The sequence below is a fragment of the Stenotrophomonas sp. YJH_SMC_138 genome (assembly GCF_059369855.1).
The window spans coordinates 662,325-680,769 of sequence record NZ_JCAFTB010000001.1 but is presented as its reverse complement, the minus strand read 5'-3'; the positions used below and the strand labels follow the sequence as shown (position 1 = coordinate 680,769).

Annotated in this window: 13 protein-coding genes; 8 read left to right on the top strand and 5 right to left on the bottom strand. The window is 67.3% G+C overall.

Features of this window, described 5'->3' with window-relative positions; translation table 11 throughout:
- Nucleotide 1: 1 nt before the first annotated feature.
- Nucleotides 2–739 (bottom strand): pteridine reductase, encoded by a 738-nt coding sequence (locus tag AC5P7I_RS02930; protein WP_014648427.1) that lies wholly within the window; start codon nt 737–739, stop codon nt 2–4.
- A 59-nt stretch (nt 740–798) separates the two neighbouring features.
- On the opposite strand from AC5P7I_RS02930, the gene AC5P7I_RS02925 reads away from it, so the two are divergent.
- Complete coding sequence (locus AC5P7I_RS02925) at nt 799–1,983, top strand: class I SAM-dependent methyltransferase (RefSeq protein WP_014648426.1); 1,185 nt, start codon at nt 799–801, stop codon at nt 1,981–1,983.
- Complete coding sequence (locus tag AC5P7I_RS02920; protein WP_032960224.1) at nt 1,980–2,372, top strand: VanZ family protein; 393 nt, start codon at nt 1,980–1,982, stop codon at nt 2,370–2,372. Before AC5P7I_RS02925 ends, AC5P7I_RS02920 begins: the two co-directional genes overlap by 4 nt.
- 117 nt (nt 2,373–2,489) lie before the next feature.
- Here the strand turns inward: AC5P7I_RS02920 and AC5P7I_RS02915 are convergent, their stop codons facing one another.
- The 3 genes from AC5P7I_RS02915 to AC5P7I_RS02905 form a co-directional block, all read right to left on the bottom strand.
- Nucleotides 2,490–4,847 (bottom strand): beta-N-acetylhexosaminidase, encoded by a 2,358-nt coding sequence (locus tag AC5P7I_RS02915; RefSeq protein WP_197621285.1) that lies wholly within the window; start codon nt 4,845–4,847, stop codon nt 2,490–2,492.
- Nucleotides 4,848–4,958: 111 nt separating this feature from the next.
- Nucleotides 4,959–7,622: a TonB-dependent receptor gene (locus tag AC5P7I_RS02910; protein WP_075076091.1), complete on the bottom strand. Its 2,664-nt coding sequence runs from the start codon at nt 7,620–7,622 to the stop codon at nt 4,959–4,961.
- Nucleotides 7,623–7,765: 143 nt separating this feature from the next.
- Nucleotides 7,766–8,785 carry a glucokinase family protein gene (locus tag AC5P7I_RS02905; RefSeq protein ID WP_100450617.1) on the bottom strand — a complete coding sequence of 340 codons (1,020 nt, stop codon included), beginning with the start codon at nt 8,783–8,785 and terminating at the stop codon, nt 7,766–7,768.
- Nucleotides 8,786–9,161: 376 nt separating this feature from the next.
- Between AC5P7I_RS02905 and AC5P7I_RS02900 the strand changes: the two genes are divergently transcribed.
- From AC5P7I_RS02900 to AC5P7I_RS02875, 6 genes are all read left to right on the top strand, one after another.
- A complete protein-coding gene (locus AC5P7I_RS02900) occupies nt 9,162–10,451 on the top strand; it encodes a sugar MFS transporter (RefSeq protein ID WP_014648421.1) in 1,290 nt (429 codons plus the stop codon).
- Nucleotides 10,452–10,490: 39 nt separating this feature from the next.
- Entirely contained in the window at nt 10,491–11,558 is a 1,068-nt protein-coding gene (locus AC5P7I_RS02895; protein WP_005411045.1) for a LacI family DNA-binding transcriptional regulator, read from the top strand.
- Between the two features lie 7 nt (nt 11,559–11,565).
- Nucleotides 11,566–12,594, top strand: a complete 1,029-nt coding sequence (locus AC5P7I_RS02890) for an SIS domain-containing protein (RefSeq protein WP_014648419.1) — start codon at nt 11,566–11,568, stop codon at nt 12,592–12,594.
- Nucleotides 12,594–13,742, top strand: coding sequence for an N-acetylglucosamine-6-phosphate deacetylase (gene nagA, locus AC5P7I_RS02885; RefSeq protein WP_262088148.1), 1,149 nt, complete (start codon nt 12,594–12,596; stop codon nt 13,740–13,742). Before AC5P7I_RS02890 ends, nagA begins: the two co-directional genes overlap by 1 nt.
- Nucleotides 13,742–14,809, top strand: coding sequence for an acyltransferase family protein (locus AC5P7I_RS02880; RefSeq protein ID WP_262088147.1), 1,068 nt, complete (start codon nt 13,742–13,744; stop codon nt 14,807–14,809). The genes nagA and AC5P7I_RS02880 overlap by 1 nt, the downstream gene beginning before the upstream one ends.
- A gap of 257 nt (nt 14,810–15,066) precedes the next feature.
- Nucleotides 15,067–18,093 (top strand): autotransporter family protein, encoded by a 3,027-nt coding sequence (locus AC5P7I_RS02875; protein WP_262088146.1) that lies wholly within the window; start codon nt 15,067–15,069, stop codon nt 18,091–18,093.
- Here the strand turns inward: AC5P7I_RS02875 and AC5P7I_RS02870 are convergent.
- Entirely contained in the window at nt 18,012–18,434 is a 423-nt protein-coding gene (locus tag AC5P7I_RS02870) for a hypothetical protein (RefSeq protein WP_262088145.1), read from the bottom strand. The genes AC5P7I_RS02875 and AC5P7I_RS02870 overlap by 82 nt on opposite strands.
- Nucleotides 18,435–18,445 lie beyond the last annotated feature (11 nt).

The window sequence follows — 18,445 nt, the reverse complement described above, 5'->3', positions numbered from 1 at the left end:
TTCAGCTGACCGTACGCCCGCCGTCCACGCGCAGGGTGTGGCCGGTGACGAAGCTGGCCTCGGCCACCAGCCAGTACACCGCCTCGGCGATCTCCTCGACGGTGCCGATCCGCGCCAAAGGCGTGCGTGCCAGCAGCGCTTCGCGGGCGAAATCATCCTTGCCCTGTTCCGGCCACAGGATCGCACCCGGCGCTACTGCATTGACCCGCACCTTTGGCGCCAGCTCCAGCGCCAGCGCGCGCGTTGCCATCTCCAGCGCGGCCTTGGCCATGGTGTAGGCGATGTGGTCACGCATCGGGTCGGTGCCGTGCAGGTCGGTGAGGTTGACGATGCAGCCCTGCTGGCGGCGCAGGTAGGGCGCCGCCGCCTGTGACAGCAGCAGCGGCGCACGTGCATTGACCGCATACAGCGCGTCCATCGCCTCGGCGGTGACCTGGCCGAGCGGGGTGGGGAAGAAGTTGGAGGCGTTGTTGACCAGCGCGTCCAGGCGGCCGAAGTGGGTGACGGCCTGTTCGACCAGATCGGCCAGGGCGTCGGCGTCACGCAGGTCGGCCTGCAGGGCCAGCACGCTGCCCGGGCGCACGTTGTCGAAATCGAACGCAGCCTGCTGCAGCTCGGCGCTGGAGGTGTTGGCGTGCAGCACCACCGACCAGCCACAGGCGTGGAACTGGCGGGCGATGGCCGCACCGATCCGGCGCGCGCTGCCGGTGATCAGGACCACGGGGTGGGTATCGCTCATCGAGGGTCCTCCAAGGCTCGGCTATCCTGTGCACCATTGTCACCGCATTCGAAGACGCCATGCAGCCCACCTTCCCCCTGCCCGAAGCCGATGCCCTGGCCCACAGCGACCAGCTGGCCGCTGCCCTGCGCGCCGAAATCCTTGCGCAGGGCGGGGCAATGCCGTTCTCCCGCTTCATGGAGCTGTGCCTGTACACCCCCGGCTGGGGCTATTACAGCGCCGGCGCCAGCAAATTCGGCGGCAGTGGCGACTTCACCACCGCGCCCGAGCTCGGCAGCCTGTTCGCCGGCAGCGTGGCCAACGCGCTGGCGCCGGTGTTCGCCCAGCTGGGTACGCAGGCGCGGATGCTGGAACTGGGCGGTGGTACCGGCGCCTTCGCCGAAGCGGTGCTGCTGCGCCTGGCCGAGCTGGACGCGCTGCCGTCGCGCTACGCCATCCTCGAACCCAGCGCCGACCTGCGCGAGCGCCAGCAGCAACGGCTGCAGCAGAACCTGCCGGCCGAGCTGGCCGCACGCGTGGACTGGGTCGATCGCCCGTTCGAAGAGGACTGGGAGGGCGTGGTGTTTGCCAACGAAGTGATCGACGCGCTGCCGACGCCGCGCTTCCTGATCCGGGATGGCGAGGTCTACGAGGAAACCGTGGAACTGGACGCCGAAGGCAACTTCATCCGTGGTGCGCAGCCGGCCGACATCCTGCTCAACGGTGCGGTGCGCCACATCGAGCGCTACCTGGAGCGCCCCTTCGCCGAGGGCTACCGTTCCGAGGTGCTGCCGCAGCTGCCGTACTGGTTGCAGGCGGTGGCGGGCGGCCTGCAGCGCGGTGCGATGCTGTTCATCGACTACGGTTACAACCGTGGCGAGTTCTACCAGCACGACCGCGATGAGGGCACCGTACGCGCGTTCTACCGCCACCACGTGCACAACGACGTGCACCGCTGGCCGGGGCTGCAGGACATCACCGCGTCGGTGGATTTCACCGCGATGGCCGAGGCCGGCATGCACGGCGGTTTCGAGCTGGCGGGCTACTGCAGCCAGGCCAGCTTCCTGCTCGGCAACGGCCTGGACCAGGTGCTGTCGCTGGCCGAGGAGCGCACCGATGAAGTCGGCCGTATCCAGCTGCGCGACCAGGTGAAGAAGCTGACCCTGCCGACCGAGATGGGGGAGCGCTTCCAGGCGATCGGCCTGCAGCGCGGCGTCGACTTCGAGCCCGCCTTCGAGCTGGGTGACCTGAGCTGGCGCCTGTGAGCGATGCGCTGCCGCTGATCAAGCCGCTGCGGCGGCCGCGGCTGTGGACCGCACTGTGGTTCAGCGCGGTGTTGCTGGTGATCGTGGTCTGCCTGATCCCACCGCCACCGATTCCGTTGCCGGAAAACGGCGACAAGGGTGAGCACTTCCTCGCCTATTTCATCCTGGCTGGCAGCGCGGTACAGCTGTTCCGGCGCGGACGTCCGCTGCTGTGGGTGGGCGTGGGCCTGGTGCTGATGGGGATCGGCATCGAGTTCGCGCAGGGGGCATTGACCGATGACCGCATGGCCGATCCGATGGACGCGCTGGCCAACACGATCGGCGTGCTGGCCGGCCTGGCTACGGCACTGACCCCGCTGCGCGATCTGCTGCTGCGCTGGCGCGGGTAAAGTTCCTGTAGAGCCGAGCCCATGCTCGGCTTCCTCCCAAAGGCAGCCGAGCATGGGCTCGGCTCTACAGTAGATCCACGCCATGCGTGGATCGATTGCGCCAGGACAGGCTTGGGGTCACTTCCCCAGCGTGACCTCATCCAGCACCCACATCGCCGGGCGCGTGTCGCCGGTGAAGTTGATGCACAGGTCACCGGTGCCCTGGGAGCCCTTCGGCAGCGTCGCACGCAGCGTCACGAAGCCATCGGCATCCGGCGTGGCCGGCAGCGGCACTTCGGCCAGCACCTTGCCGCTGCAGTCGCCGCGACGCACCAGCATCTCGCCATGCGCACGCTTGGCCTTCTCGAAGCGACGCTTGGGCTCGTCGTGGGCCAGCTGGAAGTAGTACGGAATACGCCCCGCGCGGACTTCCACGCTGCCGATGCCGTCCAGCTGTGCCTGTGGCCAGCGCCAGCATGGCTGGAAGATGTCCACGTTGAACACTGCGCGGTTTCCCTCGCGCGGGCCATCGTCTTCCAGGCGCAGCACCAGCCCCTTCTTGCCTACGCAGCTGAGCAGTTCGTCACTGCGGCGGCTGAGCAGCGATTGCGCACTGAAGTCCGCGACCGTCGGCTTCGCCGCCAGCATCTGGCCCTGGTAGAACGCGGCGGCCTGCACCGTGGTCGGCAGCGTACTGGTCAGCGGCTGCTGGTACAGCGGCGACTGCGCCGTCACCGGCTGGCCATCGGTGCTGTAGCGCACCTCATAGCCCAGCGGGTTGGCCAGCGACACGGTCACCGTGTTGGCGGCGCGGTTGTCGGTGTAGTCCACGCCCACTTCGAACGGGGTCTGCGCGTAGGCCAGGCCCCAGGCGCGGTAGCGTTGCAGCTGCGCGGGCAGGCGCGCGAGGAAATCGCGGAAGTCGCGATGCTCCGGCCTGCTCCAGCCGGTCTCGGCCACCGCGGCCAGGCGCGGGAACAGGTTGTGCTGCAGGCGCGCATAGGTGCGCGTGTGTTCGGTGAACATGTTGGCCTGCAGGCCGAGGATGTGCCCGCGCTTGTCAGCGGCCAGCTCGGCCGGCACGGGCTCGAAGTTGTACAGCTTGCCGAGGTTGACCTGGGCCGGGCGGCCCGGCGGTTCGTTCGGCGAGGCCGTCTGCAGGTAATCCAGATAGAGGTAGCCCACGGGCGACATGACCACGTCATGGCCAGCACTGGCCGCGGCCAGGCCACCTTCGGTGCCCTGCCAGGACATCACCGTGGCCTGCGGCGGCAGCCCGCCTTCGAGGATTTCATCCCAGCCGATCAGGCGCCGGTCGTGCTCCTCCAGGAAGGTCTCCAGGCGCTTGATGATGTGGCTCTGCATGGCCATTTCATCCTTGATGCCCAGCGCACGCATGCGCTGCTGGACCTGCCTGGAGGCTTCCCACTGGTCCTTGACCGCCTCGTCGCCGCCGACGTGCACGTACTTGGCCGGGAACAGTTCGATCACTTCCTCCAGTACGTTCTCGAGGAAGGTGACAGTACTGTCTTCCACGTTGAACAGGTTCGGGAACACGCCCCATTCGCTGAGCGGCTTCAGCGGGGTATTGATCGAACCCAGTTCCGGGTACGCGGCAATCGCCGCGGTCGCGTGCCCCGGCACATCGATTTCCGGAATCACCTGGATATGCAGCTTCGCGGCATAGGCAATCACTTCGCGGATCTGGTCCTGCGTGTAGAAGCCGCAATACGGATGCTCCTTGCCAGTGCCCGGATCGGTGCCACCGTCGCCGGCCGGCAGGCGGCAGCTGCCCACTCCGGTCAGCTTCGGATAGCGCTTGATCTCCATGCGCCAACCCTGGTCATCGGTCAGGTGCCAATGGAAGGTGTTGAGCTTGTGCGCGGCCATTGCGTCGAGCACGCGCTTGATCTCGTCCAGGCTCTGGAAATGCCGCGCCGAGTCGAGCATGAAACCGCGCCAGCTGAAGCGTGGCGCGTCCTGGATCTGCACCGCTGGCAGCACGCCGTTGCTGCCGCCGGTGGCGAGCTGGGCGAGGGTGGTTGCGCCGTAGAACAGGCCGGTTTCGTTGCCGGCCTGTACCACTACGCCCTGTGCGGTGCTTTCCAGCGTGTAGCCCTCGCCGCTGTCGCGGAAGGTGGGCACGATCTGGAAGCGGATGCCACCGGTCCTGGCCGCCGCCTTGCCCTTGGCCAGCCCCAGGCGCGGGCCGCCACTGCGCGCCAGCAGGTCGGCGAACTGGCTGGCGACGCGCTGTGCGGCCTCGCCTTCGGCCTGCAGCACGGTATCGGCGCGCACGGTGATGCCGCTGCCCTGGCCAGGCTGCACATTGCTGGGGGCGGGAATCAGCATCAGGCTGCCGGCACGCAGCTGCGGGCCGGGTGCCTCAGCGGCCGGCATGGGGTCGGCGGCAAGTGCCGGCAGTGCCGGCAACAGGGCGAGCAGGCTGCCCAGCAGCACTGCGCTGCGCATCCGGGCGCGGGAAGGCTTGACCATCGGTACGACTCCTTGGAACGGTGCGATGAACGCTATACATGAAAAACGCCGGGCCCGGAATGACCCAGGCCCGGCGTGCGTGCACGACTCGGCGATGTTGCCGCCGCTGGATCAGTACTTGAAGCGGAAGTTGAGGTAGTACTGGCGACCGTTGCTGTAGAACGAGGTCGGGATGGCCGCGGTCTGGTAGTACTTGTAGGTCGGGTTGTTGAGGTTCAGGCCATCCAGGGTGATGCTCAGCCAGTCGGTGGCCTTGTAGCTCAGCGACGCCGACAGCGTGCCGAAGTCATCCTGGTAGTACGGATTGGTGCCCGACAGGCTGATCAGGAACGAGGAACGGCGGGTATAGCTGACGCGGGCGCCAAAGCGCTCGTTCTCGAAGTAGGCACCCACGTTGTAGGTGTTCTTCGAGGTGCCCAGCAGGTTGTGCGAGCCGTCCGACCAGGTGTGCGAGGTGGTGCCGTTGGCGTAGGTGTAATTGGCATTGACGCCGAAGTACTCGCCGATCGGCTGTTCGTAGGCCACTTCCACGCCGGTGACCTTGCCGTCGGCATTGATCGGGGTGGAGATCTGGTAGGTCTCAAGCTGGTTGGTCAGTTCGCTGTACAGCTGGCGCGAGACCACGTCGAAGGCGATGTAGTCCTTCAGGTCCATGTGGTACGCGCCCACCGACAGCAGGCCGCGCGGCATGAAGTACCACTCCAGGTTGGCGTCCAGGTTGGTCGACAGGGTCGGCTTGAGGTTCGGATTGCCACCGCCGCCGGTGCGGTTCAGGTCCGAACCGTACGAGGAGGCACCCAGTGCCGAGTAGTCCGGCAGGGTCTGGGTCTGCGAGGCGGCGACGCGCAGCACCAGCGAGTCGTCCAGGTCGAACTTGATGTTGGCGCTGGGCAATACGCGGTTGCGCTTGTTCTGGAAGGCCAGGCGCTCCCACATGCCGAACAGGCTGCTGACATCGGCATCGGCGGCCTTGCTGACGGCGTTGTAGGTGTCGATGTCCTGCTTGATGTTGACGTAGCGCAGGCCGACGTTGCCGCTCCACCAGTCGCCGCGGAAGTTGGCCTGCACGTAGCCGGCGAAGTTCTTTTCCTTCACCTTCCACTCGGCGCCATAGTTGTGGCGACCGGTCGGGCCATCATTGCCGGCCAGCCAGGTGGAGTTGTTGGTCACCGCGTCCTTCAGCGCGCCCGGGGTGAAGTACCAGAGGTTGCGCGGGAAGGTGCCGCCGATGTCACCGGCAAAGCCGCTGGGATAGTTGGCCGTCGCACCGTTCTTCAGCGCGCTCCAGATGTCACCCGGGGTTGCACCTTCCGGCGACAGCGCTTCGCGCTTGTGGTCGGCGAAACGCAGGCCGAAGTCGATCGAGCTCAGCACGCCGCCATCGTTGAAGTACTGGTTGAAATCGAGCGTGGCCCACTTCTCCTTGTCTTCAGCGGTGACCTGCTGGTTGCCCCAGGTGCCGAAGCTGGTCACGCCGTTGGGCGAGATGTCGCCGCCGACGTTCCAGTCGATCGGCGAGCCATTGCCGTGGGTAGCCCAGCTGGCGCCGCCGCCGTTGGCCAGGGTGACCTCGGCGATGTACTGGCGCGGCGTCTCGCCGGTACCCTTGGTGCTGCCGGCCTGGAACTTGGCGGTCAGGCTGTCGCTGATCTGCCAGTCGGCATCGAAGGTGACATAGCTCGACTTGGCCTTCGACTCGCGGTAGATCATGTCGTACACCGCATAGTCGGTGCCGGGCACGCCCTTGTAGTTGGCGTTGGTCAGCACGCCGTCCTTGACCACATAGCCCGGATCCGGCGCCTGCGACTTGGCGAAGCTGTTGCCGAACATCATGAAGTTGCGGTTGTAGTTGTTCGCCTTAAGCTCGGAGCTGAAACCATTGAGGCCGAGGGTGAGGCTGTCGCTCGGCTTGAACTGCAGCGAGACCAGGCCGCCCTTGCGCTCGCGGGTCTGTTCGAACAGGGTCGAACCCAGCAGGCCCGGAACGTTGACGCCGATCAGGTCCGGATTGGTCTTGGCGACCGGATCGTTTGCGCCGATCTTGAAGAAGCCACCCGGGATTTCCTGCGCTTCACGGCGCAGTTCGCGCTTCTGGCTGAAGCCCTGCACCATCACGCCGAAGGTGCCTTCGTCGTTCTTGTAGTTGAACAGCGCCGAATATTGCGGGTCGTTCGACTTGGCCTGGTCCGAGCGCACCAGGCCGATCGAGCCTTCCGCGGTGAACGGCTTGGAGAATTCCAGTGGCTTGCGGGTGATGATGTTGACGGTACCGGTGGTGCCGCCGTCCTGCAGCTTGGCCTGCGAGGACTTGTTCACTTCCACCGAGCTGACCAGTTCGGACGGCAGCAGCGAGTAGCTGACGCTGCGGCCGACGTTGTTGCCCTGGCTGAGCACGAACCAGTCGGCCGAACCGACGGTGTGGCCGTTGATCAGGGTCTGGGTCAGGCTCGGGCTGGTGCCGCGCAGGCTGACACGGTCGGCTTCGTCGAAACCGCCTTCATCGGCGCTGGACGAGCTGATGTTGACGCCCGGCAGGCGCTGCAGGGTGTCGGCGACGTTGTGCGCCGGCAGCTTGCCCACGTCCTCGGCGGTGACCACTTCCACGCGCGCATTGGCTTCGCGCTTGGTGTCCAGCGATTTTTCCATCGAACCACGGATGCCGGTAACGGTCACGGTGTCCAGGTCGGTGGCGGTCGGGGCAGCCTGCTGCGCGTGCGCACTGAAGGCGATGCAGCTGACGATGGCGGCCGAAAGCAGGGTCTTGCGGGTATTCATGATGTCTCTCCTCATCACTCGATTGGATGCCGGCGGCGGTGTTCGATAACGGTTGCGATGACATGCGCGGGGCGGCGGCGAAGTCCCGTGCGTTGGCGTGCCACGTACTGCGTGCTGCGATTGCGTTGAAGCCTGTTGCGGTGTCAGGCGGCCGACTGCTGCTGCAGGTACCAGCTGGCAGCACCGACCACGCCCAGCTGGCCGTGTTCGACGACCTTCACCGGGATGCGTGCCAGTGCTTCGCCCATCGGCCCCTTCTGCAGGTAGCGTTCGACGAAGGTGCTGGCGTGCAGGTATTCGCGGATCTGCGGCAGGATGCCGCCGGCCAGGTAGACGCCACCGTGGGCACCATAGAACAGGGCCATGTCGCCGATGGTGCTGCCGAGCAGGCCGCAGAACACATCCAGCGCCTGGCGCGCGTGCGCATCGGTGTCGGCCATGGCGGCGGCGGTGACCGCATCGGGGCTGGCCAGCGTCGGTGCCTGCCCCTGCAGCGCGCACACCGCGCGGTACAGGTTCATCAGGCCCGGGCCGGAGATCGCATGCTCGATCGACACGTGCGCGCGGTCGCGCTGCATGTGGCGGACGATGGCCATTTCCAGTTCGGTGCTTGCGGCCAGGGTCGGCTGGCCGGCTTCCGTCGGCAGCACCACCGGGCCGTGCGCAGTGGGGATCCATAGCGCGGCGCCGAGGCCGGTGCCGGGACCGACCACCAGGGTCGGGCCACGCGCAGCGGTGTCCGGCCCGCACAGGTGCAGCACGCCACTGGCGTCCACCTGCGCGGCGGCATAGGCCACCGCTTCGAAGTCATTGACGATGTAGACCCGCTGCAGGCCGACATCGGCCTCCACCTGGCGTGCCGACAGCGGCCACGGCAGGTTGGCGGTGATCACCGTGCCGTCCTCGCGGGCGTAGCCGGCGCTGGCGACCACACAATGCGTGGGCCGCGGGCCTTCGCCGAGGAAGTCGGACAGGATCGCGCTGAGGCCGGCATGGTCGGCGTTGCGGTACTTGCGGTATTCCAGCACCTGCACCGGATGGGCGGTGTCACCGCTGGCCTGGACCCGGGCCACGCGCACATGGGTGCCACCGACGTCCGCGGCCAGGAACGAGGGCGCGACGCGGGACAGGACATGCGACGGGGCGGGGTGGCTGGCGGTCACGCGGGCTCCTGCTGCAGGTGGGGCTGGCCCCGGGATCGGGGGCAGCGATTGGGGCGGAGTCTGTAACCGCGCTGACAACGATGTCAACGAGTTCGTGACACTTTCGTTGTTGCGCCGCAACGAATGCGCCACGTGGTAAACGTTTACATGGCGTGAATGCGGGATTCACGCGGGAACCGTTGTGCCATGGGGCTCAAGCCGCTCAGCGCATTCAGCGTGATGCACGACGACTGCCTTGCGCAGTGCAACATGAGGCGCAGGGGGCGTCGGACGGAAGTTGACAAACCGCCGTTGTCCATCGAAAGAATGTGACAACGTTGTTCCCAGCCACTCTCCGACGCCGCGTTCTGCGGCCGTCGCCGCAGGAGCCCTCCTGATGTCCGCCGTCCCCGCTGCAAGCGCGCGCCCGAACGTGGCCACCTCCATCGCCATCGTCGGCGTGCTGTTCTTCCTGATCGGCTTCTTCACCTGGCTCAACGGCCCGTTGATCACCTTCGTCAAGCTCGCCTTCGAGCTCAGCGAGGTCGGCGCCTTCCTGGTGCTGATGGTGTTCTACCTGTCCTACTTCTTCCTGGCGCTGCCCTCGTCGTGGATCCTGCGCCGTACCGGCATGAAGAAGGGCCTGAGCCTGAGCCTGCTGGTGATGGCCGGTGGCGCGGCACTGTTCGGCGAATTCGCCACCCAGCGCTGGTACCCCGGCGCACTGGGCGGCCTGTTCGTGATTGGCAGCGGCCTGGCCCTGCTGCAGACGGCCATCAACCCGTACATCTCGATCCTTGGGCCGATCGAAACGGCGGCGCGGCGCATCGCGTTGATGGGCATCTGCAACAAGATCGCCGGCATCCTGGCGCCGATCCTGATCGGCACGGTGGTGCTGCATGGCATTGGCGATCTGGACGTGCAGGTGCAGGCGGCCGATGCCGCGACCAAAGCCGTGCTGCTGAACCAGTTCGCCGCCAAGATCCATGCCCCGTACCTGGCCATGGCGGCGCTGCTGGTGGTGTTGGCGGTGGCGATCCTGTTCTCGCCGCTGCCGGAAATCAAATCGTCCGAAGCCAACGCTACGCCGGTGGCCGCCGGTGCGGTCGAGCGCCGCAGCATCTTCCAGTTCCCGCACCTGTGGCTGGGCGTGCTGTGCCTGTTCGTGTACGTGGGCGTGGAAGTGATGGCCGGTGATGCCATCGGCACCTACGGCCATGGCTTCAACCTGCCGCTGGACGAGACCAAGATGTTCACCGCCTTCACCCTGGGCGCGATGCTGGTCGGTTACGTGGTCGGCCTGCTGGTGATTCCGCGGGTGGTGTCGCAGTCGCGCTACCTGACCATTTCGGCGGTGCTGGGCGTGGTGTTCTGCCTGGGCGCGTGGGCAACGCACGGCTATGTGTCGGTGGCCTTCGTGGCCCTGCTGGGCTTTGCCAACGCCATGATGTGGCCGGCCATCTTCCCGCTGGCCATCCGCGGCCTGGGGCGCTTCACCGAAACCGGTTCGGCCCTGCTGGTGATGGGCATCGCCGGTGGCGCGATCATTCCGCAGCTGTTCGCCCTGCTCAAGCAGCACATCGATTTCCAGCTGACCTTCGTGCTGCTGATGGTGCCCTGCTACCTGTACATCCTGTTCTATTCGGTGGTGGGCCACCGCGTGGGCCTGCCGCAGGACCGGAGCTGATCGGCGATGATGGACGGCAGCCAACCCCAGGAAAAACCGATGCGCAGAGCGACCATCAAGGACGTTGCCGAAAAGGCCAAGGTCTCGCTGAAGACGGTATCGCGGGTGATCAACAACGAGCCCTCGGTGATGCAGGCCACCCGCGCGCGGGTGCTGCGTGCCATCGCCGAGCTCGATTACGAACCCGATCCGTCCGCGCGCAACCTGCGCAGCGGCACCACCTTCGTGATCGGGCTGGTCTACGACAACCCGAACCCGTACCACATCATCGGCGTGCAGAACGGCGTGCTCGCCGCCTGCCGCGAGACCGGGTTCGGCCTGCAGATCCATCCCTGCGATTCCAGTTCGCCGCTGCTGGCCGATGAACTGGCTGACTGGGTGCAGCGTTCGCGCCTGGCCGGGCTGGTGCTGACCGCACCGATGTCCGAGCGCCGCGACCTGATCCAGGCGCTGACCGCGCGTGGCATCAAGCTGGTGCGCATCATTGCGGCCACCGAAGATCCGGCCGACGGTGCCTGCGTGTTCGTCGACGACCGCGAGGCCGCCTACGAGATCACCGAACACCTGATCCAGCTGGGGCACCAGCGCATCGGCTTCCTCTGGGGCGGCAGCTCGCACCGCTCCTCGGGCGAACGCTATGCCGGCTATGAGGCCGCGTTGAAGGACTACGGCATGACCGTGGACAAGCACCTGGTGGTGCAGGGCGACTACACCTTCGACGACGGTTTCCGTGGCGCGCGCCGCCTGCTGGCGCTGCGCGAACCGCCTACCGCCATCTTCGGTTCCAACGACGAAATCGCTGCCGGCGTGCTGGCCGCCGCCAAGTCGGCCGGCATGAACGTGCCCTACGACCTGTCCATTGCCGGTTTCGAGGACAGCCCGTTCTCGCGCCAGTCGTGGCCGCCGCTGACCACCGCCAAGCAGGCCACCGAAGACATCGCCCGCCATGCCGCGCGCCTGCTGATCGCGCAGCTGCGCAGCGACGCCTACGACGATGCGCCGGCACCGCTGCACAACCAGGGCTTCGTGCCGCAGCTGGTGGTGCGCGGTTCGACCGCGCCGATGCGCCCGGCCGGCGCACGCCCCCTTCCTTCCGATCCTGCCTGAGCCTGCCATGTCGCTGTCAGACCCCACCGCTACCCTGATGTTCGCCGAGGCCGCTGAAGCGGCCGACGTGGTCGCGCGCCAGTTCTCGCGCAACCACGCCACCCTGGAAACCCTGGCCGCCAGCCTGCGTGCCGCGCCGCCGCCGTTCGTGGTTACCTGTGCACGCGGCAGCTCCGACCACGCCGCCACCTATGGCAAGTACCTGCTGGAAACCCAGCTGGGGCTGGTGGTCGCGTCGGCCTCGCCATCGGTGGGCTCGGTCTACGCCGCACCATTGCAGCTGCGCGGCGCACTGTTCATCGTCATCTCGCAGTCGGGCAAGAGCCCGGACCTGCTGCGCAACGCCGAGGCGGCCAAGGCCGCCGGCGCGCGCGTGATCGCGCTGGTCAACGTCGAGGATTCACCGCTGGCGCAGTTGGCCGACACGGTCATCCCGCTGCATGCCGGCCCCGAGAAGAGCGTTGCAGCGACCAAGAGCTACCTGGCCTCGCTGGCCGCATTGCTGCAGCTGGCCGCGTACTGGAAGCAGGACAGCAGCCTGCGTGCGGCGCTGGACCTGCTGCCGGACGCGATGCGTGAAGCCTGGCAGTGCGACTGGAGCGCGGTGACCGAGGGCCTGGTCGAGGCCACCAACCTGTTCGTGCTCGGCCGCGGCCTGGGCCTGGGTGCGGCGCAGGAAGCGGCGCTGAAGTTCAAGGAAACCTGCAGCCTGCACGCCGAAGCCTACAGCTCGGCTGAAGTGAAGCACGGCCCGATGGCGCTGGTCGGCCGTGGCTTCCCGGTGCTGGCCTTCGCCCAGCCGGACGAGACCGGCGCCGGTACCCGTGCAGTGGTCGATGAATTCACCGCACGTGGTGCGCAGGTGTGGATGGCCGGTGCCGGCGGCAACCTGCCGGTGGCGGCCGCGCCGCATCCGCTGTGCGCACCGCTATTGACCGTGCAGAGCTTCTATCGCGCCATCAATGCGCTGGCGCTGCGCCGTGGCTTCAACCCGGACCTGCCGCCGCATCTGAACAAGGTTACGGAGACGGTGTGATGGCGACGGTGCTGCGCAATGCCCGCATCCTGGCCGGCGATGAGTTCCGCGACGACCTGGCGGTGGTGATCGAGGACGGTCGCATCAGCGCGCTGCTGCCCGATGCCGCGCCGCAGCTGGGCCACGCGGCCGAGCAGGTGGACCTGGGGGGCGGCTGGCTGCTGCCCGGCTTCATCGATGTGCAGGTCAATGGCGGCGGCGGCGCGCTGTTCAACAACACGCCGGACGTGGCGACACTGCGCACCATCGCGCAGGCGCACCGCCGCTTCGGTACCACCGCGATGCTGCCGACGCTGATCAGCGATGACGTGGCGGTGATGCGCGAAGCCATCGGTGCAATGCGCGAGGCCATCACGCAGGGCGTGCCGGGCGTGATCGGCATCCATCTGGAGGGGCCGTACATCGCGCCGGCGCGCAAGGGCACGCACGATGCCAGCAAGTTCCGCGTGCCGGACGAAGCGGAGATTGCGCTGGCCGCATCGCTGGATAACGGCGTGACCCTGCTGACGCTGGCGCCGGAGCGCGTGCCGCTGGAGACCATCCGTGCGCTGGTCGAGCGCGGCGTGATCGTCGCTGCTGGGCACACTGCAGGCACCTACGAAGAGATCCGCGCCGGCCTGGATGCCGGCGTGCGCGGCTTCACCCATCTGTACAACGCGATGTCGCCGCTGCAGGGGCGTGAGCCCGGCGCGGTGGGCGCTGCGCTGGAAGATCGCGACAGCTGGATCGGCATCATCGTCGATGGCGTGCATGTGCACCCGGCCAGCCTGCGCGTGGCGTTGGCGGCCAAGCCGTGCGGTCGCCTGCTGCTGGTGACCGATGCGATGCCGCCGGTTGGAGCCGACGATCCCAGCTACGTGCTGTATGGCGAAACCATCACCGCCATCGATGGCGTGGTGCGCAATGCCGCCGGTTCGTTGGCCGGCTCGGCGCTGGACATGGCCACCGCCGTGCGCAATACCGTGCAGCTGCTCGGCCAACCGCTGGCCGAAGCGGCGCGCATGGCGTCGACCTATCCGGCGCAGTTCCTCAACGTCGACGACCGCCTTGGCCACATCGCCGAGGGCTACCAGGCCGACCTGGTGCTGCTGGACGACGCCCTGCAGGTCCGTGGTACCTGGATTGCCGGACAGTACGAGGCCGCCTGATGAACAGTACGCCGCCACGCCGTCTGGGCTCGATCGATGCCCTGCGCGGCATCACCGTGGCGGCGATGCTGCTGGTCAACAATCCGGGCGACTGGAGTGCGGTGTTCGCGCCGCTGCGTCACTCGGAATGGCATGGCTGCACGCCCACCGACCTGGTGTTCCCGTTCTTCCTGTTCCTGGTGGGTGTGTCGATGGCCTTCAGCGTGGCACCGCGCGCGCTGGATGCCGCTGCACGGCCAGCATTGGCGCGCGGGGTGCTGGAGCGTGCACTGCGCATCCTGCTCGCCGGCGCGTTGCTGCACCTGTTGATCTGGTGGGCGCTGCACACCCATCACTTCCGCATCTGGGGCGTGCTGCAGCGGATTGCGGTATGCGCAGCGTTGGTGGGTGTTCTGGCGGTGTATGCGCGGCCGCGCGTGCAGGTGGGCGTGCTGGTCACGCTGCTGGTGGGCTACACCGTGCTGCTGCTGGGCATCGGTGATCTGGCGCCATGGACCAACCCGGCCAGCCGCCTGGACACCACGCTGTTCGCACCGTGGATCTACCAGTGGCACGCCGATACCGGACTGGGCCATGACCCGGAAGGATTGCTGAGCACGCTGGGTGCGCTGGCCAGTACCGTGCTCGGCCTGATTGCCGGTGGCCTGCTGCGCAACGGTCGTGCGGCGGCATTGGCTGGCCTGGGTGTGGCAACCGCCGTGCTGGGGCTGCTGCTGGCCACGGTGCTGCCGTTGAACAAGCAGCTGTGGACGCCCAGCTACGCGCTGTGGACCGGGGGCCTTGCCGCGCTGGCACTGTGGCTGAGCCACGTGCTGATCGACCAGAAGGGATGGCCCGCACTGGGCCGGCGCTTCGGGGTCAATGCAATTACCGCCTATCTTGGCGCATCGGTGATGTCGGTGGCGCTGATGGCGACCGGCGCGTGGGGCTGGATCTGGCAGCAACTGGCCGCCGCGATGCCGCACGCGCTCGAGCTGGCGTCGATGCTGCAGGCGCTGGCGTTCGTCGCGCTGTGGTGGGGCGTGGCGTGGTGGCTGGACCGGCGGAAGATCTATCTGAAGATCTGACGGCTCCGGGTCGGATCCCTTTCCGCAGGAAAGGGCTCTGACCCAACCCGGGAGGCCACCTCCTCCAGGCATGGGCATGACCCCGCAAAGATGAACGATTTCAGGCACGTAGAGGTGGGGTGATGCCCGATCAGGTTCGCATCTGAACTGTGATGATCGGCACGCAAATTCACCTGTCGAAACGGTTCACCATGGCGCAGACTGAGCCCACAGTACCGCATATCCGCAGTTCCTGATCCCCTATCCAGGAGTGCTGTATGTCCCGTGCCGTCCCGCGCGCAGTGCGTATGCGCCGCCTCACTGTTTCCGTACTGCAGGCCCTGGCTGTTCCCTCCGTCATGCTGTTGACCGCCAGCGCCGCCTGGGCCGGCTGTGACAGCGTCGCCCCCGTCGCCGGCCAGACGGTCACCTGCGATGCCAATGCGCCGAACCCGCAGACCGTTCCCGTCACCGCCGATGGCGCCGCCGGCATCACCGTCACTGTCGCCAGCACGGCGCAGCTGCAGCAAAGCGGTGGCAGCAGCGCGATTTCGCTTGTCGGGGCCGGTGGGCACCTGTTGTCCAACCTGGGCACGATCAGTTCGGTGGGCGGCGTGGCGGTGCAGCTCGGTGGCGGCAGCCGCGTCGAGAACTCGGGCAGCATCAGCACCGGCAACAACACCGCCCTGCAGTTCGTCGGCGCGGGCGACAGCGTGCTGGTCAACCGCGGAACGATCAGCGGGCGCACCGGCGTGCAGTTCGGTGCCGGCAATGATCGCCTGGACATGCAGGCTGGCAGCATCAGCGGCAGTGTGCTGCAGGGCGATGGCAATGATGCGCTGCTGCTGGGCAACGGTACGATCGACAGCGTCGACCAGGGCAGTGGCGATGACCAGATGACCGTCACCGGCGGCACCGTCACCGGCGTGGTGGCGCAGGGCAGTGGCCGCGATGATTTCGTCATGAGTGGCGGCACGGTCGGCGCGCTGCAGCAGGGCGACAACATCGATACCTTCCGCATGAGCGGTGGCCGCATCATCGGTGCGTTCGAGGATGGTGACCAGGCGTGGATGACCGCTGGCCGCATCGGCCGGGTCAACATGAAGCTGGACAAGAACCTGTGGGACCAGTCCGGCGGCACCGTGGACGGCAACGTGGTGACCGGCTTCGATACCGACACCATCATCATCTCGGGTACCGCCTACATCGGCGGCAACATCAGCGTCAGCGGCGGCAACGACAGCGTGACCATCACCGACGGCACCGTGCGCGGGCAGGTACTGCTCAGTACCGGCAACGACACCTTCAACTGGAATGGCGGCGGCATCGTCTACGGCGCGATCGACATGGGGCCGGACAGCGACGTCGCCAACCTCGGCAACCTCAACCAGGGCAACCTGGGGGCGGTGCCGCTGTTCGACGGTGGCGGTGGCATCGACCAGCTCAACTTCCACAACGTCAAGACTGCCGGCGTGGGCCGCTTCCAGAACTGGGAGGCGATCAGCCTGGCCAACAGCACCGAGCTGACCTTTGATGGCGACCTGGTGCTGGGCGACAGCGGAACCGGCACCGGCACGCTCACCGTGGACGACACCAGCACCGTCTACGCGGGCAGTGGCGGCCATGCAGTCCGTCCGTTCAACAGTGGTGCACTGGTGGAGATGGTCAATGCCGGGCGCATCGACCTGACCGGCACCGGCGCAGGCGACGTGTTCACCGTGCGTGGCAACTACCGTGGTGACGGCGGTGGCCTGTACCTGCGTACCGTGCTGGGTGCGGACAATTCCAGCAGCGACCGCCTGGTGATCGATGGCGGAACCGCCACCGGTACCACCGGCATCGGCGTGCTCAATGCCGGCGGCAGCGGCGCCGCCACGCTGGCCGATGGCATCCTGGTGGTGCAGGCCTTGAATGGTGGCCGCACTGCGCCGGGCGCGTTCTCGCTGTTCGCACCGGTTGCAGCCGGTGCCTACGAGTACTTCCTGTTCAAGGGTGGTGTCAGCGCCGGCACCAGCGAGAACTGGTACCTGCGATCGACGCTGGTGACCGGACCAACGCCGGCACCCAACGGCGGCGGCACTGCCACGCCACCGCCCCTGACGCCGCCGGTCGCACCGCCGCCGGCGATCACCCCGGCACCGCCGCCGCCGCCTGAAGGCGCTACCGATCCGAACCTGACCGCCGGCGAGGCCGCGCCGCCACCGCCGCCACCGGAACCGGCGCCGGTGGCGCCGCCCAGCGACCCGGCGGTGCCGGACGTGCCGGTGGCCGGCGGTGCGTTGCCCGGTACCGGCACCCCGCCAACGCCGGGTGCACGCCCGGCCGAAGGCGCGGTGGTGCCGCTGTACCGCGTGGAGACCGCCGCCTACGCCGTGGTGCCACCGCTGCTGCGCGAGACCTCGCTGGCCAGCCTCGGTACCTTCCACGAGCGGCAGGGCGAACAGCGCCTGCTGTACAACCAGGGCATATTCCGCACCGCCTGGGGCCGGTTGGTGGGGCAGAGCAGCGAGATCCACTGGAAGGGTGATGCGCAGCCGGGCTTCGATGGCGATGTGATGGGCCTGCAGGCCGGTCTCGACGTGTGGGCTGCGGCGTCTGACAACCACCGCAACCAGATCGGCGTATTCGTTGGCCGCACCCGCGCGCAGGGCAAGACCACGGGTCTGGCACTGGGCTGGGAGAACGTGCAGGTAGGCCAGAACCGCCTGGATGACAAGCACGTGGGCCTGTACTGGACCTTCACCGATAGCAGTGGGGGTTACATCGACGCCGTGGCGATGCAGAGCCGCTACGACGGCCGCGTGCGTTCCTCGCGTGGGCTCGGCTTCGGCCTGAGCGGCGACGGTACCAGCGTGTCGGTGGAGGCGGGCAAGCCGCTGCTGCACTTCGGGCAGTCCGCATGGTGGCTGGAACCGCAGGTGCAGGTGATCTGGCAGCGCACTTCGCTGGATGACCGTCGCGATGAAGTATCGAGTGTGCGCTTCGACAACGACAACGCCTGGACCGGCCGCATCGGCCTGCGCTTGGCGGGCGATTACCAGTTGGCCGACAACGGCTGGCAGCCGTATTTCAAGCTCAATTACTGGCATGGCCGTTCTGGTGAAGACCGCATCCGTTTCGACGACGACGTGATCATCAATTCGCAGCGCTCACGCGCGCTGGAAGCCGGCGTGGGTGTGGTCGGGCGTTTCAACCGAACGATCAGCGCCTATGCCGTGGCCGACTATACGCGCGAGCTGGGTGGCGACCGCAACGAGAAGCGCCGCATCATCGAAGGCAACATCGGCCTGCGTGCGGACTGGTAGCGCCTAGTGCAGATGGCTGACCCGCTCTGGCAGGTGCCGACCTTGGTCGGCACGAATCGCACCCGCGCCATGACGCTGCTCTGGTAGGTGCCGACCTTGGTCGGCGCGAATCCCACCGACGCCATGACGCTGCTCTGGTAGGTGCCGACCTTGGTCGGCACGAATCCCACCGGCGCCATGACGCTGCTCTGGTAGGTGCCGACCTTGGTCGGCACGAATCCCACCGGCGCCATGACGTTGCTCAGGTAGGTGCCGACCTTGGTCGGCACGAATCCCACCGGCGCCATGACACTGCTCTGGTAGGTGCCGACCTTGGTCGGCACGAATCCCACCGGCGCCATGACCTCCGCGC

Excerpts from the sequence above, each read along its gene's own strand:
- AC5P7I_RS02875 (WP_262088146.1), top strand. The coding sequence starts at position 15,067 with ATGTCCCGTGCCGTCCCGCGCGCAGTGCGTATGCGCCGCCTCACTGTT.
- AC5P7I_RS02925 (WP_014648426.1), top strand. The coding sequence starts at position 799 with ATGCAGCCCACCTTCCCCCTGCCCGAAGCCGATGCCCTGGCCCACAGC.
- AC5P7I_RS02900 (WP_014648421.1), top strand. The coding sequence starts at position 9,162 with ATGTCCGCCGTCCCCGCTGCAAGCGCGCGCCCGAACGTGGCCACCTCC.
- AC5P7I_RS02910 (WP_075076091.1), bottom strand. The coding sequence starts at position 7,622 with ATGAATACCCGCAAGACCCTGCTTTCGGCCGCCATCGTCAGCTGCATC.
- nagA (WP_262088148.1), top strand. The coding sequence starts at position 12,594 with ATGGCGACGGTGCTGCGCAATGCCCGCATCCTGGCCGGCGATGAGTTC.
- AC5P7I_RS02870 (WP_262088145.1), bottom strand. The coding sequence starts at position 18,434 with ATGGCGCCGGTGGGATTCGTGCCGACCAAGGTCGGCACCTACCAGAGC.
- AC5P7I_RS02895 (WP_005411045.1), top strand. The coding sequence starts at position 10,491 with ATGCGCAGAGCGACCATCAAGGACGTTGCCGAAAAGGCCAAGGTCTCG.
- AC5P7I_RS02915 (WP_197621285.1), bottom strand. The coding sequence starts at position 4,847 with ATGGTCAAGCCTTCCCGCGCCCGGATGCGCAGCGCAGTGCTGCTGGGC.
- AC5P7I_RS02930 (WP_014648427.1), bottom strand. The coding sequence starts at position 739 with ATGAGCGATACCCACCCCGTGGTCCTGATCACCGGCAGCGCGCGCCGG.
- AC5P7I_RS02890 (WP_014648419.1), top strand. The coding sequence starts at position 11,566 with ATGTCGCTGTCAGACCCCACCGCTACCCTGATGTTCGCCGAGGCCGCT.
- AC5P7I_RS02880 (WP_262088147.1), top strand. The coding sequence starts at position 13,742 with ATGAACAGTACGCCGCCACGCCGTCTGGGCTCGATCGATGCCCTGCGC.